Origin of the sequence: Stygiolobus azoricus, from assembly GCF_009729035.1 — an archaeon.
GTDB lineage: Archaea > Thermoproteota > Thermoprotei_A > Sulfolobales > Sulfolobaceae > Stygiolobus > Stygiolobus azoricus.
Genome location: NZ_CP045483.1, coordinates 1291993 through 1318245, shown reverse-complemented (window position 1 = coordinate 1318245; position 26253 = coordinate 1291993). Strand labels below are relative to the sequence as shown.

Annotated in this window: 31 protein-coding genes and 2 pseudogenes; 20 read left to right on the top strand and 13 right to left on the bottom strand. The window is 33.8% G+C overall.

The genetic code is table 11. The features are described from left to right. Nucleotides 1-9 precede the first annotated feature (9 nt). The 6 genes and pseudogenes from D1868_RS11350 to D1868_RS07205 form a co-directional block, all read right to left on the bottom strand. A pseudogene (locus D1868_RS11350) lies at nucleotides 10-207 on the bottom strand (TrmO family methyltransferase domain-containing protein); the annotation flags it as partial. Between the two features lie 86 nt (nucleotides 208-293). After that, nucleotides 294-551 (bottom strand): Lrp/AsnC family transcriptional regulator, encoded by a 258-nt coding sequence (locus D1868_RS11125; RefSeq protein WP_231112333.1) that lies wholly within the window; start codon nucleotides 549-551, stop codon nucleotides 294-296. A 24-nt stretch (nucleotides 552-575) separates the two neighbouring features. Continuing rightward, entirely contained in the window at nucleotides 576-833 is a 258-nt protein-coding gene (locus D1868_RS11120) for a CBS domain-containing protein (RefSeq protein WP_231112332.1), read from the bottom strand. Between the two features lie 6 nt (nucleotides 834-839). After that, the gene (locus D1868_RS11115; RefSeq protein WP_231112331.1) at nucleotides 840-1280 is read right to left on the bottom strand and encodes a CBS domain-containing protein; all 441 of its coding nucleotides are present in this window, start codon (nucleotides 1278-1280) and stop codon (nucleotides 840-842) included. A gap of 277 nt (nucleotides 1281-1557) precedes the next feature. Further along, entirely contained in the window at nucleotides 1558-2625 is a 1068-nt protein-coding gene (locus D1868_RS07210; protein WP_156006925.1) for a hypothetical protein, read from the bottom strand. Beyond that, complete coding sequence (locus D1868_RS07205) at nucleotides 2626-4134, bottom strand: cytochrome ubiquinol oxidase subunit I (protein ID WP_156006924.1); 1509 nt, start codon at nucleotides 4132-4134, stop codon at nucleotides 2626-2628. Nucleotides 4135-4363: 229 nt separating this feature from the next. Here D1868_RS07205 and D1868_RS07200 point away from each other — a divergent pair, with 229 nt between their 5' ends. Both D1868_RS07200 and D1868_RS07195 read left to right on the top strand, forming a co-directional pair. After that, nucleotides 4364-4879, top strand: coding sequence for a hypothetical protein (locus D1868_RS07200; RefSeq protein ID WP_156006922.1), 516 nt, complete (start codon nucleotides 4364-4366; stop codon nucleotides 4877-4879). Further along, nucleotides 4869-5174 carry a hypothetical protein gene (locus D1868_RS07195; RefSeq protein ID WP_156006920.1) on the top strand — a complete coding sequence of 102 codons (306 nt, stop codon included), beginning with the start codon at nucleotides 4869-4871 and terminating at the stop codon, nucleotides 5172-5174. Before D1868_RS07200 ends, D1868_RS07195 begins: the two co-directional genes overlap by 11 nt. A 100-nt stretch (nucleotides 5175-5274) precedes the next feature. Here the strand turns inward: D1868_RS07195 and D1868_RS07190 are convergent, their stop codons facing one another. After that, nucleotides 5275-5829 (bottom strand): hypothetical protein, encoded by a 555-nt coding sequence (locus D1868_RS07190; protein ID WP_196770226.1) that lies wholly within the window; start codon nucleotides 5827-5829, stop codon nucleotides 5275-5277. Nucleotides 5830-6121: 292 nt separating this feature from the next. Here D1868_RS07190 and D1868_RS07185 point away from each other — a divergent pair, with 292 nt between their 5' ends. Both D1868_RS07185 and D1868_RS07180 read left to right on the top strand, forming a co-directional pair. Then, nucleotides 6122-6412 (top strand): antibiotic biosynthesis monooxygenase family protein, encoded by a 291-nt coding sequence (locus tag D1868_RS07185; RefSeq protein ID WP_156006918.1) that lies wholly within the window; start codon nucleotides 6122-6124, stop codon nucleotides 6410-6412. 82 nt (nucleotides 6413-6494) lie between these two features. Next, nucleotides 6495-7376, top strand: a complete 882-nt coding sequence (locus D1868_RS07180; RefSeq protein WP_338055779.1) for a UbiA family prenyltransferase — start codon at nucleotides 6495-6497, stop codon at nucleotides 7374-7376. Here the strand turns inward: D1868_RS07180 and D1868_RS07175 are convergent. Then, entirely contained in the window at nucleotides 7343-7897 is a 555-nt protein-coding gene (locus D1868_RS07175; RefSeq protein ID WP_156006915.1) for a tetratricopeptide repeat protein, read from the bottom strand. The genes D1868_RS07180 and D1868_RS07175 overlap by 34 nt on opposite strands. A 155-nt stretch (nucleotides 7898-8052) precedes the next feature. Here D1868_RS07175 and D1868_RS07170 point away from each other — a divergent pair, with 155 nt between their 5' ends. The 14 genes and pseudogenes from D1868_RS07170 to D1868_RS11110 all read left to right on the top strand — a co-directional run. Beyond that, nucleotides 8053-9309, top strand: coding sequence for an NADH-quinone oxidoreductase subunit B family protein (locus tag D1868_RS07170; protein WP_156006913.1), 1257 nt, complete (start codon nucleotides 8053-8055; stop codon nucleotides 9307-9309). A 1-nt stretch (nucleotide 9310) separates the two neighbouring features. Next, complete coding sequence (locus tag D1868_RS07165) at nucleotides 9311-10129, top strand: hypothetical protein (protein WP_156006911.1); 819 nt, start codon at nucleotides 9311-9313, stop codon at nucleotides 10127-10129. After that, complete coding sequence (locus D1868_RS07160; RefSeq protein WP_156006909.1) at nucleotides 10129-11490, top strand: (Fe-S)-binding protein; 1362 nt, start codon at nucleotides 10129-10131, stop codon at nucleotides 11488-11490. The genes D1868_RS07165 and D1868_RS07160 overlap by 1 nt, the downstream gene beginning before the upstream one ends. Nucleotides 11491-11549: 59 nt before the next feature. After that, on the top strand, nucleotides 11550-13448 hold the full coding sequence (locus tag D1868_RS07155; RefSeq protein ID WP_156006907.1) for a nickel-dependent hydrogenase large subunit: 1899 nt from the start codon (nucleotides 11550-11552) through the stop codon (nucleotides 13446-13448). Beyond that, the gene (locus D1868_RS07150) at nucleotides 13445-13768 is read left to right on the top strand and encodes a Rieske (2Fe-2S) protein (protein ID WP_156006905.1); all 324 of its coding nucleotides are present in this window, start codon (nucleotides 13445-13447) and stop codon (nucleotides 13766-13768) included. The genes D1868_RS07155 and D1868_RS07150 overlap by 4 nt, the downstream gene beginning before the upstream one ends. Next, nucleotides 13761-14396 carry a hypothetical protein gene (locus D1868_RS07145; protein ID WP_156006903.1) on the top strand — a complete coding sequence of 212 codons (636 nt, stop codon included), beginning with the start codon at nucleotides 13761-13763 and terminating at the stop codon, nucleotides 14394-14396. Before D1868_RS07150 ends, D1868_RS07145 begins: the two co-directional genes overlap by 8 nt. After that, nucleotides 14383-15594 carry a hydrogenase formation protein HypD gene (hypD, locus tag D1868_RS07140; protein ID WP_156006901.1) on the top strand — a complete coding sequence of 404 codons (1212 nt, stop codon included), beginning with the start codon at nucleotides 14383-14385 and terminating at the stop codon, nucleotides 15592-15594. Before D1868_RS07145 ends, hypD begins: the two co-directional genes overlap by 14 nt. Then, nucleotides 15572-15892, top strand: coding sequence for a HypC/HybG/HupF family hydrogenase formation chaperone (locus D1868_RS07135; protein WP_156006899.1), 321 nt, complete (start codon nucleotides 15572-15574; stop codon nucleotides 15890-15892). Before hypD ends, D1868_RS07135 begins: the two co-directional genes overlap by 23 nt. Then, nucleotides 15885-16901, top strand: coding sequence for a hydrogenase expression/formation protein HypE (hypE, locus tag D1868_RS07130; protein ID WP_231112330.1), 1017 nt, complete (start codon nucleotides 15885-15887; stop codon nucleotides 16899-16901). Before D1868_RS07135 ends, hypE begins: the two co-directional genes overlap by 8 nt. A gap of 10 nt (nucleotides 16902-16911) precedes the next feature. Then, the gene (locus D1868_RS07125; RefSeq protein WP_156006895.1) at nucleotides 16912-17127 is read left to right on the top strand and encodes a hypothetical protein; all 216 of its coding nucleotides are present in this window, start codon (nucleotides 16912-16914) and stop codon (nucleotides 17125-17127) included. Next, a complete protein-coding gene (locus D1868_RS07120; protein WP_156006893.1) occupies nucleotides 17127-17558 on the top strand; it encodes a hypothetical protein in 432 nt (143 codons plus the stop codon). Before D1868_RS07125 ends, D1868_RS07120 begins: the two co-directional genes overlap by 1 nt. After that, nucleotides 17540-18019, top strand: coding sequence for a hydrogenase maturation protease (locus tag D1868_RS07115; RefSeq protein ID WP_156006891.1), 480 nt, complete (start codon nucleotides 17540-17542; stop codon nucleotides 18017-18019). Before D1868_RS07120 ends, D1868_RS07115 begins: the two co-directional genes overlap by 19 nt. Before the next feature lie 40 nt (nucleotides 18020-18059). Further along, nucleotides 18060-18677, top strand: coding sequence for a hypothetical protein (locus D1868_RS07110; RefSeq protein ID WP_156006889.1), 618 nt, complete (start codon nucleotides 18060-18062; stop codon nucleotides 18675-18677). A gap of 119 nt (nucleotides 18678-18796) precedes the next feature. Next, a pseudogene (locus D1868_RS11110) lies at nucleotides 18797-19106 on the top strand (IS5/IS1182 family transposase); the annotation flags it as partial. 690 nt (nucleotides 19107-19796) lie between these two features. Here D1868_RS11110 and D1868_RS11105 read toward each other — a convergent pair. From D1868_RS11105 to D1868_RS07085, 5 genes are all read right to left on the bottom strand, one after another. Further along, nucleotides 19797-19850 (bottom strand): hypothetical protein, encoded by a 54-nt coding sequence (locus D1868_RS11105; protein ID WP_231112502.1) that lies wholly within the window; start codon nucleotides 19848-19850, stop codon nucleotides 19797-19799. A gap of 27 nt (nucleotides 19851-19877) precedes the next feature. Then, a complete protein-coding gene (locus D1868_RS07100) occupies nucleotides 19878-20321 on the bottom strand; it encodes a hydrogenase/urease maturation nickel metallochaperone HypA (protein WP_156006888.1) in 444 nt (147 codons plus the stop codon). A gap of 340 nt (nucleotides 20322-20661) precedes the next feature. Next, nucleotides 20662-22380: a hypothetical protein gene (locus D1868_RS07095; protein WP_156006886.1), complete on the bottom strand. Its 1719-nt coding sequence runs from the start codon at nucleotides 22378-22380 to the stop codon at nucleotides 20662-20664. Nucleotides 22381-23011: 631 nt separating this feature from the next. Beyond that, complete coding sequence (locus D1868_RS07090) at nucleotides 23012-23446, bottom strand: MarR family winged helix-turn-helix transcriptional regulator (protein ID WP_156006884.1); 435 nt, start codon at nucleotides 23444-23446, stop codon at nucleotides 23012-23014. Then, nucleotides 23433-25115 carry an MFS transporter gene (locus D1868_RS07085; protein WP_156006882.1) on the bottom strand — a complete coding sequence of 561 codons (1683 nt, stop codon included), beginning with the start codon at nucleotides 25113-25115 and terminating at the stop codon, nucleotides 23433-23435. The genes D1868_RS07090 and D1868_RS07085 overlap by 14 nt, the downstream gene beginning before the upstream one ends. Before the next feature lie 136 nt (nucleotides 25116-25251). Between D1868_RS07085 and D1868_RS07080 the strand changes: the two genes are divergently transcribed. Continuing rightward, a complete protein-coding gene (locus D1868_RS07080; protein WP_156006880.1) occupies nucleotides 25252-25347 on the top strand; it encodes a redoxin domain-containing protein in 96 nt (31 codons plus the stop codon). Nucleotides 25348-25736: 389 nt separating this feature from the next. After that, on the top strand, nucleotides 25737-25916 hold the full coding sequence (locus D1868_RS11100) for a hypothetical protein (RefSeq protein WP_231112329.1): 180 nt from the start codon (nucleotides 25737-25739) through the stop codon (nucleotides 25914-25916). Nucleotides 25917-26253: the final 337 nt, after the last annotated feature.

The window sequence follows — 26253 nt, the reverse complement described above, 5'->3', positions numbered from 1 at the left end:
TAGATAAAGCTATTGGATTAGGTCTATTGGAGAATGAGTACAAAATACTCCAACTGTTAGTAGATTATCTAATCTCATAGGTTTAATTTTCAAAATTTTTCTTTGTTCATTACATAATTTATTTAACCATGCCAGGAGAATTATATGAGAGAATTCTTCTATTCCGTCTAGTCCTTCTTTATATTCATTAAATATTTCTATAGTTCTTCTTTTTTTCTTTAGATTTTATGACTCCTATTTCCTTTAGATACATTAAATAGAAACTACATAATCGTAAATATATTTTAAATGGCTCAAAGATGAAAATGGTTTTTTAAAAAAAGCTCTGCTTCTATGAGAGTTAAAGTATCCTTTACTCCTGGCAACGAAGCTATAGAATTTACTATAAAAGTCCCTAACTGTTCTATATCTTCCACGTCTATACTCACTAACAAGTCGTACGGTCCATAGGTTATTGCTACATTAGATACCCTGGGTATTGCAAAAAGCGTTGTTAACAAAGTTCTTATCTTAGAAGGATCTGCCTTAATAAGAACATGAGCTCTTTCCATATTAGCGTAAGTCCTTACTAGATCCTACTCCGTAACTATTCCTCTCAATGATGAGGCTTTTAATTCATTATCCTCAAGTAATAAAACCGAGCCTACATTTTTTGTAGCTATTAAATCAGCTACGTCTCCTACTGTAGCATCTAAATCTTCAGATACTATATTCTTTGAGGCTATATCTGATAACTTAGAGGAAGAATTGCCTTCATAGTAGGCCTTAAGCACGTCTCTTAATGAAACTATACCTATTATATCTGCTCCAGAAACTATTGGAATATGAGACATTCCCAGCTATACCATTGCATTTGTTGCATCCCATACTGTTTGATCACCATTGAGTGTAATAACACCTTGTGTGCCTACAGCTATTGCAGGAATTATCACTCTTGGTATTACTTTCGCAAGATCTCTTTCAGTTACTATTCCTTGCCCTTTTATTAATAAGGAACCAACTCCATACTTTAAAATTAACTTAGCTGCAGTTCTATTCGAAGTATCAGCATCTACTGAGATCGCAGGTCTTGTTACATCTCCTATTTTCTTTGATGTCCAATTTTGATTATTTAATGCTTCCCTTACTACTGTCCTTGCAGATACTACTCCTATTATATTCCCTGCAGCGCTTACTGCTACACGCCTTATACCAGATTTTACCATTAATTCAGCTGCATCTTTAAGGGTCGAGTCTATATTTAGTGTTTTAATATTTTGAGACATTATAGTTTTTAACATAAAGTAAAATTAGATCCTAAGATTATAATCCTTCTATTTATAGAGTTATTATATACAAACTAACTATTGATAAAGAGAATTACTAGGATATTTATAATCATAGACTATAGTAATTTGCATAATAATGCTCTACCTACTTCATTACCTAATAATTTTTAACGTCTAATCTATTAAAAGCTTAAAATATTCTAATTTTAATTAGAAACACATAAGCTAAAAAAAAAGATTAACTTTTCTTTAACAGGGTTTAACGAATCTAACCATCTCTATTCTAAATTTATTTTACAGAAGCTTTCCTAGCTTCGGCTTTCTCTACAGCAGTCTTATAAAGTACTTTATAGGATACAGCAGTTACTCCTCCTAATACCAATACTCCTGCCATACCTAATACTACTGCATTTGCAGCAAGTGTAGTTGGATTGTTTAATAATAATGTTGCAGGTATTCCACTAGGTGGTACTGCATCTACTAGGATGTTTCCTTGAGTAAATACACCAAACATCATTCCGCCTAAGAACGTAAAGAAGAATACCCAGGCTTGTCTCCATGGTAAATTCTTATGAGTTGACAGATATAGTATTACGTATAATATTACAAGATATATCCAGAAGCCTGCATTTCCTACTGCACTATTAAATACTGTAGGTAACCATATGTCCGTACTAACTAATAGTAAGATGTTAGCTAATGTTAATGCTAATGCACCTATTAAGAATCTTTCTTTTATTCCATAGAATGCCACAGTAAAGTATACTACATACATTACTATACCTATGAAGAATACCCAGTTGAACGCATTGAATATCATGGTCATGAAATCCGGGTAGAATACTTGTAAATTAGGCATTTCATGCATAACTTCTGATAATTCATTCTTTTCTAATACTGTAGCAACTGTAGATAATGGAAGTTTTAATCCTATTCCATATCCACTAAATACTGATGTGAATATTGTAGTTCCTATAAAGGCAGTTATTAACGCGAAAGGTGCTGCAAGTATGAGGAACGTTTTAGAACTCATATGTCTACCTAAAGACTCTGCACCCTCTGCTGATCCTATGAAATAATGGTGAAATGCTAAGATTATAATCAATGTCATTAATAGTCCGAATAGGGCTTCTCCAGTAACGAACATTACCGGAGCGAAGAGCGCATCTAATGAAACTACTAAGTATACTAAAGACGTGGCTATTATAGCCCATAGAGATCCTAAAACTAACATCATTTTCTCCCTATAATTTTCGTACTTACATATAGGCAACATTACTAGTGATCCTGCTTCTATCATAAACATTGTTACGAACCAAGATAATGGGATAAAGAAGAATAATATGTAGGGATTCATTTACTTCACCACCTTTTTCTCACCATTATCGTTAGAAATTTCAGTTTTTAATGAGGAAATGTTAGGAGACTGGGCAACAGCACTTCCAAAAGTAGTCAATGAAGTAGTTAATGATGCTACGTCTTGAGCTACTTCTTTTCCACTAAATAATCTTTTTAATATATATAATGTTCCTGCAACTGCTATAACTAATACGGTCATTATAGCAATTCCTATAGGTAAAACGTCTGGATTATTGTTATATGCTTGACTTGTGAGCAATCCTGCTTCTATTGTATATAGTCCGCTAGATGTTGCTACCATAGGTCCCCATATAACGAATGGTTGTCTTCCTACTTCAGCAGCTACCCAACCAGATTCCCACGCTACTAATTGTAACCATCCTATTAAGAATGTAGCATATAATGGGACTTTCTTATCTAATGGAGCATCTAAACCTAAAAATTTGAAAGCATTTTTCAGTGACTGTAATTTATTTCCGTAGAACGTGAACAATGCTAGGATCCAGAATACTATAGCACCTAATATACCTAATGTAGCATGAAGATCGTATGCATTGTGAGCTAACCACCATATTGGATCTTGTACACTCTGTACGAAACTAGAATATCCTAATACTAACGCATTAGGATTAGGAGGCCATGAAACTAGTAGTGATAAACCGCCTGGAATTGATATTGGACCAACAGACAATGGTGCTCCTCTAGCAGTTTGCATTAAACCTTCTAATGTTGCTAGCTTTAACGGTTGTATTGCATAAAGTGTCTTTCCTGCATTATCGCCTGCCCAACCTAAGAATATTGCGTCTATTGCTGCAAGGAATATCGCTAATTTTAATCCTCTATTATAGTATTCTACTTCGTCGTGTGTTAAATTCTTCTTAAATAATTTCCTGAATGAGAAGTATCCAGCTAAACTTCCGAAACCTACAAACCATGCTCCTGCAACTCCCATAGGTACTTCAGCATTTGCTGCTGGAGCCCATAATGCTCCTAATGGATCAATATTAGTTATTGCACCAGTTTGTGCAAATTGAACTATATTAAATCCTACTGGCGTATTCATCCAAGAGTTTACTAGGATTATAAGAAGAGCGGACGCTGTCGATCCTACACCAATTAATAGCCCTAATATCATGTGTGCAGTTCTGCTTACCCTATCCCAGCCGTATAGATATAAACTAAGGAATATCACTTCCGAGAAGAACGCTAATACTTCTATTGAAAAAGGTAGTATATCTGCCACGTTTACTATATACATCCATTTATACCAAACTGTTATGAATTCTACAGCTATTGCTGCACCTGCTGCTGAACCTACTGCAAAAAGTACTGCCATAACTACTGAAAATCTTTTTGCTATTGCTAAATAGTAGGGATCGTTTTTCTTATATCCTAAGTATTCTGCAGCTACTATAAAAAACGGGAGAGTTATTGCCCAATATGTAAAGAGCACATGTACGGCCATAGTAAACGCTGCAAGTACTCTATCGAAAACGAATAGATCCATACTTTTCACCTAATCTAAATTATTTGAATATGGATTGATCATTATAAACTTTAATGAGTAGTACATATTGGACTAAAACGTGTTTTTACGCCGTTAAGTCCTACAAAAATTTAAAAATTTTAGAAATTAACAATTAAATTAAAATCTATAAAAATATTTATTTTGTTAATCGAAAAAGGAAATAAACTTCATCATAAGTTCAATAATAGTTGTACCCTAATTCAATTTAATGATAGAAAGTAATAAAAATCAGAGCGAGAGTTATGTAATAATGAGGAATGGCTTATGCTTTGAAGTTAAGAGAGAAATAACTGAAAAACCTACTTTAATTATGCTAAATAGAAAACTTTTTAGAAAAATTACGGAGAACGAAATTTATCTTAAAGTCTTATCTTACTCAGACTTTAAAGTAGCAGGAGTTAGTAAAAGCTATTATTATTACGCATTAGAAAAATTAAAAGAAATTAATTTAATTAGAGATAGGAAAATTAATTTTAAACTTGTTGTATCATATTTTTATGATAATAAAGATAAATTAATCAAAATAGATCCTGCATTTATCTTTATAGGGAAGAACTATATGTGCATCTTCGATTCACGAAGGAGATGTAATATGGAATATGAATTACTAGCAGAATTAGGAATCGAAGATGGTAGAAATACAAATTTATACGAAAAGGTTAAAAATGCGCTCTTTAATATGATAAATAAATATCTAACGACTGGTGTAATTAATGTTATCTAAAAATCTATTGTGGTTTTTGGGAGGTTTATTAGCAGGAGTTGGTTATATATTTGGAGTGTTTTATTTAATGATTACTAAGAAAGATCCTAGTAGATGGCTTGGATTAATGCTATTTTTAGGTCCTTTCGGTTCAATAATGCTATACTTCTTATGTAGAAACGAACATAAAGATATAGCAACGTTGTCCATGTATTTATTTTATGGATTTTTAGTATGGATACCAATAGCGTTGCTACTAAGAATAAATCCACTATATCAGATCTTCGGTTACATACACGGATGGTTAGGAATCTAAAATATAAAAAGAAAAGAAAGGGTATATTTTTAGCATAACAATATAATAAGATATGTTTTGATTAAGCTAAATATACTAGTTTTTTAAGAAAAACTCCAATTTAAATAGGATAGTCTCTGAGAGTAGGTATTTTAATATTGTGTAGATTTTTTAGATATTTATGTAAAATTTCATCTACTATTGTATTCCATAGTTTAGCTGGAAGCTTAGAATATCTTCCTTCATCTCCTATTTTTCCTACTTTCGCTCCTATACTACTAGCTATTCTTCGTAATCCGAAAACACATTCCATGTAAACTGGACATTCTGGACAGCCATACTTTGATGATTTCATATCTATAAAGATAAGCATCTTATTGTCTTTATCAACATATGCTATGCTATTATCAAATTCTATACCTTTTTCGTGGATTACTATTGGAATTATAGCTTTAAACGATATTGCATTATCTTCTATCAATGCTAATTTTTTTAATTGAGATAATATATAGTAATAGTAACTTTTACTTAAATGTAAACTTTCTCTATTATCGTTAACTAAAACTTCTAAGTAATTATCATCAGAAAGTTTATTAAAATATTCTCTTGGTAAAAGTACAAGATTTTCTGTCTTACCTATAACTCTATTAATCTTAACTAACCTGTAATCGCACATAGGAGTCTGTATGAATTTTTGTAATTTAATAATTTAAATCTAAACTAGAGTTTATATGCTACTTCTAGACCAATATGTCCTAAAATAAACGTAAAAAAGAATAGTCTAAGGTAAAATTGCGCAAACAGTATATTATCTTACGTACCATTTAAAACAATTCACTATCGTTTTTAAATTTTTGTCAAAAAGAGCAGAAAAAATGTAAAAATAAATTTTAAATGAGTCGGACTTTTTAAGGTTTTCTCATTTTCCTAGAGATAAACATATTAAACACTTAGGAAAAAATTACTTTATGATAAATGTAGGTTTGTATTATAGGGTAAAAAAAGGTCATGAAGAGGATTTTGAGAAGGCATTTCAAGGAGTAATAAATTTCCTAAAAACGTTTCCTGGTTTTATTGACGCTAAGCTATATAGGAGAGTCGATGATCCACAAGAATATTTGATTTATAGTGAATGGGATTCACTTGATGCTTTTAGAAGATTTATTTCTAGTAGAGAATACAAAGATACTACAGAATATGGAAAGAGTATATTAGAAGGCATGCCAAAACATAAGGTCTTACAAGAGATAAATACATAGTTAACTAAGTTAAAGCATTTATTATATTAATTATTTTTACATAATACAATTTAAATTTTTGTCTAAGAAGATAGTAGTATTGATGAAGAAGATTTATCAAATGATATTAATAACTAGACCTTGGGGTTTTATTTTACCGATAGTTTGTACAAGTTTTTCTTTCTCTCTTGCATATTATATTTATAGAATATTTAATATTCAGTTTTTCATTTTAACAATTTTGGGTACTGTTCTTTTTAATGCGTCAGTTGACGTTTTAAACGATTATTTTGATTATAAGAAAGGTTTAGATTCGGAAAATTCAGGCACAGTTAAATATAGACTTCATCCAATAGTCCACGGAGTATTAACTCCTACTAATACACTATTATACGGACTTATTTTAGGGATGATAGGTATGGCAATAGCGATATATTTAACTTTATTTAGATTTTATGCAATAATATTTGCCTTAATAGGCTTCTTAATGGTCTACGCCTATAACGGACCACCTTTTTCTTTGAAATATAGAGCTTTAGGAGAAATAGAAGTTTTTATAACATATTCATTTATTGTTGTAGCAAGTTATTATATTGCAACAGGTAATATTTCAATAATATCTTTCCTCGATTCCTTACCTATAGCGTCAATAATAACTGCAATTCTTGTAGCCAATAATATGAGAGACGCTAATATTGATAAGTTAAACAAAACAGAGACTTTAGCAACAATTTTTCCAGATAAAATAAAGAAGATTTATTTATTCCTTTTGATAATTCTTCCTTATTCACTTATACCATTACTAATATTATTTGGATACTTACCTTACCTAGATATATTAGTATTACTTACGTTGCCACTTTCTATCAAGATAGGAAAATATGTATATACAAATCTACCTGCAGATTCTGATCCACAAACAGCTAAAGTTCTAATGATATTTGGATTAACTTACGTATTCTTGACGCTTCTAAGTTCATTTTGACTAATTTTAACTATTTTTTCTCTGAGCATTATTAAATTTTTGAAATTTTTAGTTTTAAGTATATTATCTATTTCATTTAAAGCTTCATTAACTAATCCTAGTTCCACCATATCTAATATCTTTGCTTCAATAATCCATGGATTGTTAGGATCTTTTTTAATAGCCTTTTCATACTCTTTTATAGCCTCGTCATATTTTCCTAATTCATCAAGAAAATTTCCCTTAAGAAAATAGTATATTGAAGAATTTTTATAATCAATGATGGATGCTTTTTCAAGACATTCTAGTGCCTCGTCAATTTTTCCTAAATTAAAAAGTAGTAGGGCTTTCTTATAATGGAAATCTATTACATGAGGATCCAATTTAATAGCCTCGTTATATTCTTTCAATGCCTCTTCAGGATTTAATGTACTATATATTTCTCCAAGAAGAAAGTGAGGCCATGGATCTGAGGGATTTATTTGTGAAAGCCTTCTTAATTCCTCAATTTTCAGTTTAGTTCCTTGCGGGGATTCGACCATTATTAAAGTATAATAGAACTTAGCATATATAAAGTTCACTATTTTAATATTATTATTTTAAATTAAGTTATGATAATATTAACGCAGTTAAACGAGAAAGGGCTTCTTTTTCATAAAAATATTTATTAATTTTGTATCATTAATAAGAAAACAACATGTCATTCAAAATTTCTAGGCGGGATTTCCTAAAGTTAGCGCTAACGGCTACTATGGTTGCAGCACCAGAATGGGATAAGGCAATAGGAAAAGCAGTAGGTATGATAAAAAATGGTGACGTAAATATAGTATGGTTTGAAGCACAAGCATGTGAAGGAAATACAACAGCTATACTCCAAGCTACAGATCCTACAGTAGCTCAAGTTCTTTTTGGCGCAAGTCCTCTAGTAGGACCGGGCAGTGTAAAAATATCTTTTTGGCCAAGTATAATGCCTCAACAAGGAGAACAAGCAGTAAATATATTAAATGACATAATTAATGGGAAATACAATCCTTATGTACTAGTACTAGAAGGAAGTTTCCCTGATGAGAACACTGCGCAGCAATATAATTCTGGTGGATTTTGGGGAATGTTAGGTCCAAAGACTTTAAACGAATGGGTAGCAGAACTTTTAACTAATGCAGTTGCAGTTCTAGCAGTAGGAAATTGTGCATCCTATGGAGGGTTAATAGCTGATAAAGTATATCAACCACCGCCTAAATTTATAACGCCAACATGGTCTCCATCACCTACTGGTGCTGTTGGATTTTTCGACGATCCATTGAGAGGATATAAGGGATTATTAAGCAGATTATATGAGGATAATTACTTAAATGGGCAAGCTGCCGCAGCACCATTCTATACTTTCGTTAAGAATCCTAATTCTTATCTTGATATAACACCATCTCCTTCTGCTTCGGTAAAGCCAGCGATAGCAGTGCCTGGTTGCCCAGCCAATGGAGACGGTATAATGAGAACATTAGCTAATTTAGTGTTATGGGCAGGAGGTTTAGCTCCATTACCAGAACTTGATCAATATTGGAGGCCACTGTACTTCTTCCAAAATACGGTCCATGAACAATGTCCCAGAGCTGCATGGTATGCTGCAGGAGCGTTTAGAACTCAGCCAGGTGAGCCTACCGCTGCATGCTTATTTGAAGTTGGATGTAAAGGTCCGGTATCTAATTGCCCATGGAATAAATACGGTTGGGTTGGCGGTATAGGAGGGCCGACAAGAACTGGTGCAGTATGTATTGGATGTACTATGCCCGGTTTCTCTGATCTATACGAACCATTCTATAAGCCCTTACAAGTTCCAACCCCGTCTTCTACTCTAACAACTGCAGGGTTAATAGGTGCAGGTATAGTGATAGGTGCTGCTGCAGGATTAGCAGAAAAGAAAATGGTACAAAAAGGAGGAGTGAGGTCGAAATAGCATGCAGCTACCTTTTGGGGACTATTTAGTAGGCAATTCATTATATCCTTTAGCATTAGATTTGTTCACTCCTACAATATTCTTTTTCTTTTTTAGTGCATCATATAGAGTATTTAGATACTTCGCAGTTTATAAGAAACCGTTTATACCTTACGCTACATCTGTTACGAGAGAAACGTCGTCAACAGAAAAAGTTAAGAAATTAGTTGATACTTTTGCCAACTCCAGTAAAGTAGGAATGAAAAGAAAACCAGTAACTACTGCTGTAGGTCTTCTTATGCACTTATCATTAATTGTTATAATATTTCTTCTAGCTCAGCATATGATATTTTGGGCTTATTATATTTCTCCTTATAAAATTCTATTTCCTTTAGCTATTCCTGAAAGTTCTGTAGATGGTGAATTAGCCTTTACATTAGCTACTTCACCTTATACTCCCACATCATATCCTTTCGTTCATGATATATGGGGACCTTTAACGATAATTCTAAACGGCCAATATATAACATATATCCTGGTGATACTTTTAGGAATATATTTGGGTCATAAGTTTCATGCTTTAGCTGAAGGATTAACGCTAAGATCTGGGGATTGGTGGTTCTTCTTACTACTTTACATCGACATAATACTAGGATTCTTAGCTACTTCCCACATTCCTGATAGCGTAGCATATTACGATAATTTACTAGGGGCTCATATACTAGTTGCAGAAATTTTAATAGCCACATTGCCCTTCACTAGAGGTTTCCATATGTTTGAATTCTATCTTGGAAAAATTAGGGAATGGTATTTTATGACATATAGAAGGGGTGAAAAATAATGGCAATAGCAGAAGCTAAAGTAGATATGGAAGCGTTAAATAAGGCAATAGACGAGGTATTCTATAGTCAGTTAGACTCTACTCTGCTTTATTATTTCCAAGCGTGTGTTAATTGTAAGGCTTGCGAAGCAGCTTGTCCATTTACTCCAACGTCATTACATTATTCTCCAGTAAATAAAGCAGAAGTAGCTAGGCAACTTTATAGGTATAGATTTACTGTATGGGGAAGGACTGTAGGTAGGGTCATAGGAGGAAGTAAAAAGTATCTTTCCCTAGAAGAAGCAGAAACTATGGTAGATTATGCATGGCATTGTGTTAATTGCGGATCATGCGCATTTGTCTGCCCAATGGCAATTGATAGCGGAGCTATGATAGATCTACTTAAGCAGGTTGCATTTAAAGCAGGAATGGGACCTAAAGTTTATAGAGATATAGCAGAGTTAGAGGCTTCTGGAAAATACTTGGAAATAGATTTCTTTAAGAATTCATGGAATTCCTTAATTTCAAAAATTAAGGATGCTATAGGGAAAGAAGTACCTTTAGATAAAAAAGGTAGCGAAGTCTTATTTTATGCCAGCATTTATGAAGCATTAGCTTATCCTGATGTTTTAGTAAAAGTGGCAAAAATTCTCGATATGCTTAATAAGGACTGGACATTTATGTCAAAGCCGCTTGGAATAAGACCTCCAATTGGATTGGTAATAGGAGATAAGGATGGAGCTGTAAAAGTTATGCAAAGAGTTTATTCGTACTTTACTGATATTTCTCCAAAATATGTTATGTTAACGGCAGGAGGTTTTGAATATCCTGCATTAAGGTATACTATGCATGAAACATTAAAAGTGGAACCTAAATACGAAGTTGTTCATGTCACAGAACTTTTAGCAAAATGGTACGAAAATAAGGAGTTTGAGATAGAACCGTTAGATGAGATTATAACGTGGCATGATCCATGTCAGCTAGGCAAAAGGGGAGGAGTTTTTGAAGCACCTAGAATTCTCATGAAAGCTTTATCTAAAAAATTCAAGGAGTTACCTAGTCATGGCGTAAATAGTTTTTGCTGTAGTGGAGGAGGTGGTGGATGCGGACTTCCTTCTATGGTTAATAATATGGCAAAAGCATTAGGTATTGCTATAAGCGATGACGATAAGAAGTTCCTAGATAAAACATCAGAACCACTAATAAAAGCTGGTAAGATTAAAGTGGGTGAAATCAATAAGATAAAGGCTAAAGAAGTTCTTACTGGATGTCCAGTCTGCATAGAAAGTATAAACTTCCAAATAGATTACTATCATGCTAATTCGAAAGTTAATCATATAGTAGATATATTAGCTGATAGAATAAAGGTGAGTAAAAAATGAAAGTTAATGTTTTTTTATTTTGTCTTATAGTTAATATATATAAAAGGAGGTGAAAATGTATGTCCTCGTCTTCAACAAAAAATTTAACCATAGATCCTATAACTAGAGTTGCGGGACATTTAGGTATGACCGCAACTATAGATACAAATACAAGGCAAGTAGTAAACAACCAAGCGTATACATATGTAACTATGTTTAGAGGATTTGAAGTATTCCTCAGAGGTAGGCAGCCACCAGACGCTGTTCACATAACTTCTAGATCATGTGGAGTCTGCGGTGCCGCTCATGCTAACGGTTCAGTAAGAGCTAATGATATGGCTTTAGGAGCAGTACCGTATCCTCTAGGACAAGTTTTGAGAAATATGGCGTATGCCATGACAGATATGACTTATGACCATCCAATAATACTTAACGTCTTGGAAGGTCCAGATTTTTCAGCTCAAGTTATGCAAACGTATTATCCATCATGTTGGCAAGCAGCTCAGCAAACTAAAGCAGAACATAGTGACATACATGGATTTTCTACTATAGCAGATATAATGACGGCATTGAATCCTTTCACAGGATGGCTATGGATTCATGCGGTAAAGGCTCAAATACTAGCTAGAGAAGCTGGAGTTCTAATATATGGTAGGCACTCTCATCCACCAATGCTAATACCCGGAGGAATAGGTACAGATCTATCTGTAGGTGAATCATTATTTGTAGAATACATGTATAGACTAACAACTCTAACTGCATGGGTTAAAGTGGTAGTAGCGGCGTGGATGGACTTAGCTAACTTCCTTATAGATAACTGTGATTATGAACGTCAAGGATTAACATATAGTGCTCCTACTTATATATCAAGCTATGGTTTTGAAAGTCCAGAATTGTATAGTAACCTAGGGGATACATATGAGAATATTTATAGTAATTATGATACTTTAGCCCAACAAGCTTCTGAAGGACCCCAGACAATATTTAGGGCTGCTATTGTGAGAAATGGCGAATTATTAAGTAAAAGTTTCATAGATCTTAATGTAGGTCAACTTGAATTTGTTAATTCTTCTTACTATCAAGATTGGGCTCATACAACTTCGCCCTTTACTGAGACTGATCCTATAGGGAATAAATTAGCGTGGGGATTAACAGACACTGATGGAACACCTCTATATATGTATCATCCATGGAATAAGACTACAATACCTAATCCTCAAGCCATGAACTTTATGGATAAATATAGTTGGGATGCAGAACCTAGATTAATCTGGAAGGACGGAACTATATGGTCATACGAAACTGGTCCGTGGGCAAGACTTCACGCCCTTGCCCATTATCATCCAAATAGTCCTGTGGTCAAAAACGGTAAAATAGTTGTAACTTTACCTACAATAAGTGAAATTCCTGCGTGGTTACCATCAGGCTCATCTGCAGAATGGACAGTAGAATGGGAACCTCCGGATTATTCTACTACATTAAGTAGAATACTAGGAAGAGCTGTTGACACAGCAGTTGCAATATTTGTTGCATGGGATAACTTACAATACGGATTAGAATTATTAATGAAAAATCAAACTAGTCCAAAGACCTCTAGGCCTTGGAAGCAACCATCATTCTCCTTAGGTGTTGGACAATATGAAGTTCCTAGAGGGACAGTTAGACATTGGTTAGTTAATAGTAATTATAGCATAGCTAATTACCAGTATCACGCTCCTACTACAGCAAATGTAAGTCCAAGAGATAATAGATGTAATGGACCTTGGTGTATAAACGGACAAGCTATAGGTGCATTCGAGATGTCAGTTATAAATACTAAAGTTATGGAAGAAGTACCACCAGATGAATGGGTAGGATATGATTTCCTTAGAGCTATAAGGAGTTTCGACCCATGTTTAGTATGCGCAGCCCACTTCGAAATTAAAGGAAAAGTGAATAGGAGTATAGATCATTTAATAACACCAGTGTGTAGTGTATGACATGCCTTAAGGTGAAATACAAGGAAATCCCTAAAAACTCCATGGTAGAGTTTTATTTTCCTGCAGAAAAACCATGGGAAAGGGAACCTGTTCTTTTAATAAATTTTAATGGAGAAATTTATGCACTGGAAGCATTCTGCAGCCATAATGGACTATCATTAGAAGATGGATTTCTGACTGAGGATGGAAGAATTGTTTGCCCATGGCATGGTTCAGTGTTTGACGTTAAAACTGGGAAAGTACTTGATGGACCTGCAAAAAGAGATCTTAAGAAATATAATGTTAAAATTGAAGGAGAAGAGGTGATAGTAAGTGAGTGAAATCTCAGCATCTGGATTTACTGGAGTATTTACAGTTAGATCTTTTTCAGATCCCGATTTGTATGCTTTTGCTGGTAGATTAGCAGGTTTAGGTTATTCAGTAGCTCAAATAAAGTTGAGCGGAGCTACTGGATATGTGTATATTCCTATAGATGAAAGCGGAGCCTTTGCTAAGAAGAATTTGGGAGAAATATTTTATCAACCAAGAACGTTTACTGTAGTCTCAAATGATTTAGGTAATTTTCAATTGGCTTCAGGAGAAATGGTAAGAGCTTTAAAAGAGAGTGGTTCCACTGGTATAGATTATGCAGAATTGTCTATAAGCTATGAAAGAGCTATAAAATTACCTAGCATTTCTTTTGAAGGTTGGGACTTGAGAGGTTTTACAATATCGAGAAACCTATTAAATTCAAGGGATTATGAACAGATTTCTATATCTAAAATAAACGATGATCTATCGAGATACCTAATTACTATATATATAAGGGGGGATTATGAGACTATAGCTAAGATAATATCAATGCTTAAACCTAAAATGGATGAGACTGTGGATTTTTTGAATAAAATATATAAAAATCTTTTTAAAGTAGAAGGAGAAATTAAAGGTGAAAGCTATGGATCTACCTAAACAGATTGAATTAATTTTCAGAGAGAATACTCCTTTAGCAGCAAAAATATCTGATGAAATCGCTAAATTAACTCCAAAAGTTATAGAAAAAACTGGATTAGATAAGATAAAGATAATGAATTTCTGCGGTTCTCATGAATGGACTACTACACATTACGGATTAAGAGCTCTAATGCCAAAAGAGGTAGAATTAATTCCTGGTCCAGGTTGTCCAGTCTGTGTTACTCCGTCAAGTGATATTGAAAATATGATAAAATTAGCAATTGATGGCTATAGAGTTTACACTTTTGGTGACGCATTTAGATTACCTACAGTAAATCACTATAAGAAGGATCAAATAGGTAGCCTAGCTATGGCTAAAGCTGCTGGTGCAGACGTTAGAATTGCATATAGTTTTGTTGATGCTATAGAAGATGCTAAAAAGGATAATAAACCTTCAGTATTCTTTGGAATAGGTTTTGAAACTACTAGTCCAAGCTATGCAGTTCTATTTGCTAAAGGGAAAGTACCTAAGAACCTAATGTTTTACTCTTCTATTAAATTAACAGCTCCAGCGGCTGAATATGCAGTAAAACTACATAAGGCAACTAAGAGAACTCCTGTCTCTGGAGTTATAGGCCCTGGTCACGTTTCGACAATTATAGGAGCAATGAGTTGGGATTTCTTCCCAGTAAAGTATAAGATACCTGCAGTAGTATCAGGATTTGAACCAATAGATGTACTAACTGGAGTTTTAGTAATTCTAAAAGATCTCTATACTGGTGATATAAAATTCACTAACCTAGAATATAAGAGGGTTACGACAATAAAAGGAAACCTTTATGCTCAAGAAAAAATTAGGGAAGTATTTGATGTTGTTGACGCAATATGGAGAGGAATAGGTACAATTCCTAAGAGCGGATTAGATTTGAATGAGAAATATTCAGAGTACAATGCCAGGCTTCAATTAGGGTTGAAAGAAAAGCCATGGGACTACGATCTTCCTCCTGGATGTAGATGCAATGAAGTCACATTAGGCACTGCGTATCCAGATGAATGCCCATTATTCATGAAGGCATGTACTCCTGCTAGACCTTGGGGACCATGTATGGTATCAATGGAAGGGGCATGTGCTGTGTGGGCAAGATTTGGATCTTCCCAGAGAGTTTTGGAAATAATAAAGGAGGTGAAATCGAATGTGTTGGGCAGTTCCGGCTAAAGTTGTTTCAATAGATTCTGATTTTGTAGCAACTGTAGATTTAGGAGGAAATACATTAAAGAAGGTCGCTATAGGAGTAGACAATCTACAAGTAGGAGATTACGTGATGGTTCACGCTGGTGTAATAATAGCAAAGTTAACTAAACAACAAGTTATAGAAAACATAAAATTTATAGCAGAACAAATTAAAGAAGTTGCAGAAATAGAAGGAATTAACCCTGATGAGGCAGTGAAATCTTTTATGGATGCTTTTTCATATATTCTAAAAGACGTCGAGGGTGAGAGTAGTGGTGGATAGAATTTTAATATCTCATGGTAATGGTGGTAAAGATACACAGAACATTTTACAAAAATACATATTTTCAAAATTACCTGAATATTTGAAAAAGACTGTGAATGGTTTAGGTTTGGATTACCTAGATGATGGTGCAGTAATTGACCCTGAAGATAAGATTATAGTTACCACTGATTCTCACACTATAGAGCCTTATTTCTTCCCTGGTGGAAGTATAGGAAAACTAGCAGTTTCTGGGACTCTAAATGACGTTATAATGATGGGAGGAAATCCTATAGCATTATTAGATTCTATAATAGTAGCAGAAGGTTTTCCTTTAGACGATTTAGATAAAATAACTAATGATATGATATCCATACTGAAAGAGTTTAACATTCCATTAATAGGCGGAGATTTCAAAGTCATCCCTTCAGACTCTATGAAGGGAATTGCTATAAATACTGTGGGAATTGGAGTAAGTAAAAATCCTATAATAGATAGAGTGGTTGATGGAGATTCAATTATAGTTACTGGGCCTATTGGAGTTCATGGTGCAATGGTAGCTGCATTAAGATACGGCATTGAGACTAATCTTAAGAGCGACGTTAAACCATTAATGAAACTTCTTGAAATATTTGATAAATTCCAAGGAGATATTCACGCTGCTAGAGATCCTACTAGAGGAGGATTAGCAGCTACTTTGAACGAATGGGCTCAATTATCTGGCAAAATGATAATTATAGAGGAGAAAGATTTACCAATTCCTGAAGAGGTTAAATCCATAACGGAATTAACGGGATTAGATCCTTTAACCCTAGCTAACGAGGGTGTTGCAGTACTTTCAGTACCTTCAGATAAAGCAGAAAATATTGTCGAAGAGTTAAAGAAATTGGACTTCGAACCTAGAATTATAGGTAAGGTTATTGAGCCTAAAGATAAGAATAATAAAGGTATAGTAATTATGAGGACAGAGGTAGGAGGAACTAGAATTGTTGAAATGCCTACTGGTGACATAGTACCAAGAATCTGTTAGGGTGATAAACATGAGTTCAGTGTTAGATATAATTCTAGAACTTCTTGCTCTTAAGGATGCAATAAAGTATGAGGTCCAGAAACCATTAAAGCAAGAATTACTAAGCCTATTATACGAGATAAAAAATACTAAGGAAGATATTAACCTAGACGAATTATTGGAAAAAAATAACGCAAAGGATGTTATTGAATTAGTAAAGAAGATAAGAAATAGTATGGTGAAATGATGAATATTGTAATAGGCTTTATTCCTTTTATCTCTACTCCAGATGGTCAAGTAGTCGAAGAAGTTTTTAACTTATGGAAAAATAAGAAGAATGTAATAGAACTGGTAACAGATCCAATAGATGCTGCAGAGCAAGTTAAACGATTGTCTGCAGATAAAGTTCTCCTGGTAGGAAGCAGCCGTTATGCGCCAGAAGGTATATCAGAAAAGGAATTCACTTTAGAGACTAACGATCCTTGGGAAATGCTGGAGCTTATAAGACCCGGCCTAGATGGAAGATATTACGTTGAAGACATAGCTTACGGCATTTTAATTTTCGGAGGATACAAGAAAGTTTACGCAATATACTACAAGGGAGAATACTCAGAAGAAAAAGTCAAAGAACTAAATAAGAAAGTAGAGGAAAAAGTAGAATGGCTGTCAAAGTTATAGGCATGGGGAATAGGCTTTACGGAGACGATGCTATAGGATCTTTGACCGCAGAATGTATGAACGCTTTTGATGCAGAGGCTAATGGTTTCCAAGCTTTAACTTTTATAGAAAAAGGAGATATAGTGTTTTTTATTGATGCAGTTATAATGGAAGAGGAATTTAACTTATTCAAAATAGATATAGAAAATGCTGACTTTGTAGAAATCTCAGATCCTCATAGACTTTCCCCAATTCAAGTTATCTCACTTGCTAAAAGGTCAGGGAATGTGCCTAAAGAAGCTTATATTTTAGCTATTAAGCCTGAAAAATTGGATTGGCCGGGTATATCAGATAAGGCTATTGAAAGAATCAAAGAACTGTTAACTAAATATCAAGATTTTTTGAAAAAATTTGGTATAGACGTAAATGTAGAGAGTGTTGTTAATTGTCTAAAGGAGAAAAGTAATACTCCTTGGAAATAGTGAATTAAAAATTTTTATTTGAACTCATTAAATTTCACCTGTGAGCATACAGGAAGAAGCAATAATTTGGGCATCAATAACTCTTGTATTAAGTATTTTACTAACATATTTTGCAGGAAGGCGTTATTTTAAATCTAGGAATATAATGTGGCTCTTCTGGTTTTTAGGATTCATTTTATTTGTTGTAGCTGCTATTTGCCAAGAATTCTTCGCTTTTGGAATAGGAGGATATTTGTTAAGTGCAATTTATGTTTTTTCAGTAGCAGAGTTAGTAGTAATTCTTTCTTTAGGTTCAATACAACAAGCACCAAAGAATTGGATTAAGGTTTATTATTGGTACTCACTTTTCGTTACAATCGCTATAATTGTCTCTATTCTTCTTCAAAGATTTAACGTTCTTGAAAATTACCTTCCTATGAATTTTCCTCCAGTTGTTATGGCAACCTCATCTATGGGAACAATTGTGGGTTCAGGCGTAATTCTATTTTTTGCTGCAAGAGCGTTACTTTTTAAAGGCAATAAAATAAAAATGGTTTCAGTAATTTTAGGTATAGTTATATTAGGGTTTGGAGGAACTTTAGTTGCAAGCGGATTTATAGAGGCACTATACATTTCAGAAATTATTGGAATGTCATTATTTTTATATGGAATCTCTTAATTACATACTATATTCAGGATTTTAATATTATTCTAAGTTCTACTTTGTGGGTCGTCAGAATTATACGATTTTTAAGTAATTACTTTAAGTATTACCATGGAAAAGAAAAACACTAGGGATTGGAGTATGAAGAGAACGTGATAACCAGATACGAGATAATGTTCCCCTTCTACGTCTTCTAACGCTGCTGGAACTTACTCCAAGGGGAGAACAAGTGCGCGAAAACAAAGTACAATTCAAAGGAATTCAACGACTAGCATTCCTGCACTTGTTCTTAAGGAATATTAAGCGCTAGTTGAAATGAAGATAATCCAAGCAAGCCTAGATTAACAATATGGGAAAGGAGAAGAAATATGCATTAATTTCCCTGAAACGAGTGACGAACTTGAAGTTGATGGTAGTGGAATAAGCACAACAAAAGGAGGACAATAGTAGCAAAATGGACTGAATTCTTTTTCGTAACAATAGAAATCTCTTTCTATATTCATTTATTGACTAATTTTGTGAAGAGGATGATGAGGACTAAGGAGGTTTACCAACCCGATGGGACAATGCCCCAAGGGTTAGAGAGAGATAAGTGGAGATGTGATCCCCGTGCCGTTGGGCTCGAAGGAAACCCATAACCCACCTGGTAGGTGGTTGAGGGCTAAGTCCCTACACTTGATCATGAGAGTGTAGAGACAAACGGTAAAATGAGGGATTTAAAAATCCTCAAGATCGAAGTAGTTATCGAAAAGAACGAGTTCAAGATAGTAAGCGCTAAGTTGACGAGCAACGAGGCTAAATCTGCAGACCGTGAAGGATTTTGAGGGCGAGTTAAGGAAGTTAAGAGGTTCTAGGTAAGGGCTTATGTTGTCGATATTTATAATCTTGGTGTTCCTCCTAGGAAGAAGGCTTTAGACATGGTCATCCTGCTAGGAAAATGTTCTTAAGATTGGTTTATGAGCGTTGGCGTGATGAGAAAGTTTGATTAAGGTGGTTGGTTGAGTCCTTGTTCTCCGCGGTTTTGGTGAGAGTATGAGGGCTACAAGTTTTGTTGTCGATGCTAAGCTAGTTGGTTAACCTACTTGTTGGTAGAGCTAAGGGAGTTAAAGTTAAGTCTTAGTATAGTTTGGAAGATCAAGCTAAAAGCGACGATATTATACTCTTTCCTACACCGCCTTTAGCGCTCATTACTGCGATTACTTTTTCCATCTTTTTTTAGCTAACTGCCTCAGTGGTTCCACTATCTTTCACTTCTATTCCATCTATTGTAATATCCTGAGTTTGAGTAATTATATCATGAGAACCGCATTTTGGACACTTAAGAAATGATGGGGCTAATGCAGGCATAAGATGTAATGGATATTCCTCTCCAAATTCCGATTTTACCGAATCAAGTTGGTCCTTAACGTCGGATAAAGTGAAAGTAAATCCACAGTTTCTACACTTAAAAGTAGGATCCTTAAATTCCACCTCTAATTCAGCATTATTTAAAACCGAATCCTTCTTCATTATATCAAATGCTTCCTTTAATATCTCTAAGTCTAAAAAAGAAAAAGAAGGAATTCCAACCTTAACTTTAACAATTTCCTTTACGTGGTTCTCATTAGCCCAATTTATTACAGTCCTAATAATTGCGTCTGCTACAGACCATTCATGCATAATACTAATTTTCATTCTATGATTAAAAATCTTAAAGGTTTTACACCATCACGACTACCCAGAAATTTTATCCTTCAATTTCGCGTGATCTTTTCTATTTTCAACACATATGCATAAATATATAACGGAAAGAATATAGAAATAGGAAGAATAATTTCACCTGATTGATAGGAAAAGCTTACATTAGGGCTAGATTAACAGAAATACTTCTTAAAATTGTCTCAATTTCATTATTTCTATACCAGAGGCTATTACACTAGGTATAATAAATATTGGGAAGGAAGGAGAGGAAAAGAATAACAAGTAAGAAATGTAAAAAATAAATTAACTTCTTGTTCATTTAACCACCATAATAGTAAGAAGAATAGTTCATTATAAAGCCAAATAAAGGAACCCCTAAAGAGTTAGGATAATTCAAAAGGCTAACATAGACCTGACCACTATTATTAAAAATCACATACGTACTATTAACCGGAACCGGAAAATACACAATTGCATGAATATCTATAACGTATTTTTCTATTAGATTACTACTGAGTTCGGAATATTCAGGATTAATATTTATTGCAGTAGCAACAATTTTGTTCGAAATCCCTAATTCAGGATTCAGAATACTGATAATTAGAGCTGCAGGATCAAAAATGGGGTCGGCAGTATGATTAGTATTTTGAGAATGTTGAATTATTAAGTGAATATAATAAGAGAAGAAACCAATTGGTATAATACATGGTGGTATATCAATCTTTTTATACCATGGTACAATATTACCTGTAAAATAGGTAATTTCATCATCTACCCACCGAACATATCCATATGGACTACTTTTCTGCTTACCAATAAATTTACTAAAATAGGTATATAGTAATGTCACACTACCATTACCCACTGCCAAAGGATAACGATATTCGCCACTAGAATTAGTGTAAATAACACACGTTATACCATTACCACTCTCAACGGCAGTACCAATCTTTGGACTAGCCCACAAAATTTCAAAAACAGTAACATAACCCGCTAGACTATGGGAGATTCCAATCGCATGATAAACCTGGTAAATAACTACTGCAATTGTAGCATTATAATAAGTATAAATCGTAGGATCATATAACTTAGAAAGAGTATAATTAGTATACGATACCCTAGTATACCAATATGCGTTAGTCGAGTAGGAAACTCCTATGTACGAACCACCGTAATTAGTAGAATTACTTACTGCAAACCAACTAACCTCGCCAACAAGAGCAGTAGGAAGACTTATTGAAGAGTAATTATCGTATTTATTCACGTTATTGCTCAATGTTACCCAACTTAGTGGTACTGAGAAGTTGTAGAAATACACTATGCTTGTAACTGGGAGGTATTCGTATCCTCCTTTAAAAACTGGTGATTCTTCGTACTCTTCTTTGCTCATGTGTAATATGTAAGGATGAAGACTACCAGGGGGAGAATTCATATAGCCTCTTTTTAATATTTCTGTTCTTAATGTTTGTATTTTATTAATTTCTTGTTGGATCATCGTCATATTCAATTTTATTAATTTTGGTATTATGTTGATTTTTGCTACAACCTCTATTGGGTAAACCTCTATTGGTAGGCTTTGTAACACCCAACTTGGATTATACTCTATTTCTTCTGCACTTGAATATGTCTCATTCCCATTTACGTATGTTGCTATTACTAGTAGTGAAGTATTTGCATTCTTGTATTTTCCCCACGGTCCCACGTAATTCTCTATTGCTGTGAACGGTATTTCTACTGATTTCCCGTAAAACTCTTTATAAAATACTATTTTGTTAGGTTGGTTAATGAAGACTGATATTATTGCATTGACTGGAGTATTATTTAAGTATACTTTTATTATGAATAACGATGGGCCAATAAGTTTTTCGAAGTATTCTATTATTCCGTTTGATGTTATTTGGTATCCTATTAATATTGGTGGGAATAAGTAATAAAGAATTGATAATATTGATATTAATGTAACAACAAATGTGATTGTGATCACTATTAGTATTCTCAAAGAATCTTTTTCTAGTAGTTTATTAATCCACCAATACATAAATGATTGTACGAGATTACTTATATAAACTTTTCTTCATTATTGTTCCGTTTTTTATCAATATTTTCTCACTTTTCATACTGTGGAGCTCCTCCCTCTGTCAAGAAAGCCACGCCAGTTAGGATAGTTTATATCATCATAAGTTCTTCCCTTATACTATGGTCTCAAGGCCTCTAGACTCTAAAAGCTTAGTAATAGATTCTGGACAATCATTACTTGACATCTTATGATGAAGGAATTCTACAATTTCAGGAATAAACTTATACTAAGCTTCCTTTGCAGTTGAAACTCCTTCATTCCCTAAATAACTCTAGCAGATTCTCCGGTACGCTAATTTGTTCCTCGAACACTACTAATGATTTCCCCCTTTGTAGCATCTTCCTATAAATTTCCTTATAACCCCCTTTATCAATTCCTGAAGGAGTTACATATCTCCGTTAATGAGTTTTTCTCTTAATTCAACAATTACCAAGAGTGGAAGATAATGAATTCTTAAATTTAATTGTAGGAAATAGAATTGGTAATTTCAATTATAGTGATAGTAAGAGTAGTCTTAGCTATGGTACCAGTTCATACATCGCATAATACCGTTAATACATCGACGTGTACAAGATGTGGGGATAGAATAAAACTATTTTTCTTCAATATTATTCAGTTTTTCTAAGATTCTATTTAATTTTATTAATACGTCTCTCATTTCTCCCATATCTCCAAGAATCTCTGATGCGAACGCCTTATATATTTTAACGCCTTCTTCAAAAGTTCTTTTACCTTCTGGAGTTATTGATATAACGATTACTCTTCTGTCCTTAGAATTTCTTCTTCTCTCAACTAAATTATACTTCTCTAATCTATCTACGGCTGAAGTAATTGCTGCTTGAGTTACATAAAATCTTTTAGCTAATTCCACCATTGTTTTAGGTCCTTCATTTGTAGCCTTCAAAATGAGGAAATCTAAATAAGTAATATTAAGCTTCTGTAAACGTCTATTTAATTCTCTCTGTATAGCCCTATGTATCTTTGCTATAGTGCTGAAAATCTGAATGTCTTCCTCATTTTTCTGCATTTCTACCAACCTTTTCTTCAAGTTCTGCTATTTGAATTCTTCCTCTAAGAGCTGATGTAATTGCTGCAATAAATGACATCCCTGCACCTACGTAAAATGCATCTCTTAAGGCGCTCATGAAGGCTGGGGCTATAGCTGTTGGAAACCACGTTCTTTGCTCCATTGTGGAAATAGCAGTTGACGGTATTGTGGACAATATATTTTGGGGTAATGTTGACAACATGGATTTTACTGGATCATAACCTAAGAAAGCCGCAAAAAGTGCTCCAGCAACTGGAACCTTTTGAACTAGAGGAGCTAATTGAGGTGCCCCTGCTTGAATGACGGACTGGGCTAAGGCATGAGGAAGTGTAGTTGTAAGAGATGCTATGACTATAGTGAAAAATAAAGCTATACTAGCAGTTTGTCCGGTATTCTGTAAAGTAGATCTCATTCCTGATGCTACTCCCCTATATTTTGGAGGTACACTATTCATTATTGATGCAGTATTTGGAGACGCAAACATTCCATTACCTAATCCCATTATGAAAATTATTAATGCAAATTCTGGATAATTGAAGTTATATGGAAGAGTTGTTAATGCTAAAAATCCAATACCTACTATCACCATTCCCAAAGTAGATAGTACTCTTGCTCCATATTTATCTGATAACCACCCACTTATGGGTCCCATAGTTACGAATCCTAGCATTAAAGGTATTGTATATATTCCAGCCCAGAATGGTGTCTCTGAATAACTATATCCATGTAATGGTAACCATATTCCTTGAAGGAAAATTATTATTATTATCATTAATCCTCCATAAGCGAACGATCTTAACAGGTTTGCTATATTGCCTGCGGCAAACATTCTAATCTTAAAGAGTTCCAACCTAAACATGGAATATCTAACTTTCTTTTCTACATAAACGAAAGATACCAAAAGTCCAGCACCGACAACCATGGAAGCTATTACCCAAGGATCTTCCCATCCAGTTTGAGATGTTCCGTATGGCATTAATCCGTAAGTTACACCTATTAATATGAGTATTAGGCCTAAACCGAAAGTTATATTTCCTATAGGATCTAATCCCTCGTTTCTACTGGGCTTACTTAATTCCTTCAATTTAGTGTAACTCCATATTGTTCCGAATATCCCTACAGGGACACTAACTAAAAATACATATCTCCAATTTATTGTTGAAAGTATTCCTCCCAAAATTAATCCTATAAGAGATCCTGCCAATCCCGCAATTTGGTTTATTCCCAAAGCCTTTCCTCTTTCATTATAAGGAAAAGCATCAGTTATGATTGCAGCACTATTTGCCATTAGAAAAGCTCCTCCAACACCTTGTATAATTCTAAAAAATATTAGTTCTAACGCTCCTAGACTTCCAGTGTTTGGAGTTATTGATAAAAGTATTGAACCTATAGTAAATATTAGAAAACCTAAATTGTAAAGTCTAACTCTTCCATACATATCAGAGAGTCTACCAAAGGATACTAGAAGAGTAGCAGTTACTATATTGTATCCCATTAAAATCCATAATAAGTATTGGAATGAAGTGAACGGATTTATGTCTATTCCTCTAAATATTGCAGGGAGAGAAATTATCGTAATGGTGCTATTTATTGATGCCATTAAAACTCCTAAAGTAGTATTGCTTAGTACAACCCACTTATACTCCATGAACTTAAATAGATCCTTAAATATTTAATATTTTGGGTCCTAACCATTAAACACTAGATTTTTAAGTTATTATTTTAAATTAGTGATGCAAAATTAGAAAGCATTCATAAAAAGAATTTAAAAAGTCAGCCATGATATGAAGCTCAAAGTAGGAGATAAAGCACCAGATTTTGAAGCTGAAGACGATGAAGGTAAAAGAGTTAAATTATCAGATTTTCAAGGTAAATCTTAAAATCTAAATTCAATGTATAATGATAAGTTTTTGAGACTTCCTTGTTCTGCAAAATTAGTTTACAAGATCAATGAGACCGGATTACCAGATAGGACAATTAGAGAAGCTATAAGAAAATTAAAGGAGGAAGGTTTAATACAAACAAGAATATGCTTAGATGATACAAGATCTAGAGTATATATCATAACTGAATGTTTTAAAATAGAATAGCTTAGTGTGTAATTAAAATATTTTGTCTTTGTCTTTTTAGATAATAAAATAAATTTTGCCAAACTTACGCCAATAATCTTTTGAGCTAACGTTGAGCTTTTTAGATTGACGGGAAAGAAAGTAGTGACGTTCGTGTTAATAAAGATAGAATTTATTGTATTGTGATCAAAATTTAACTAATGATGACAGAGCTTGTTATAACAAAGGATGAAAACATTTACAGAAAGCTAGGGGCAAAGGCAGCAATGTTAGGAATAAGTGTTTCTGATGCAATACTACAGGCTATTTTATTACGACTTAGTGTAGCAGATAGTATTTCCGAATCAAAATTATGCTTAAAACTAGTCAGGAGGCAGTAAAGGCTTTCGATGAAAGTATGTTTTAGTATGCGATGGTATATATGTAGGTTCTTTTGATGACGAGAAGAAGGCACTAGAGAAGGCTAGGAAAATGCATGATAAGTAATAAGACAAGTATAGGAGAGTGGGGATGGTCATCGATTGCTCTAGAATAAACGAGAAACTAGAAATTCCGATAACTATTATTGATATTCTGGAGAATCAAAAGATGAGGAGAAAGATATAAGAAAATTACAGAAAGTTATAGAAGAAATTATGTCTGCTTATTCTCCTTATACTTATCAACGTAAAGAACTTCTCCATCTATTTCAAGTATTCCAGTTCTATCAAATTCTGC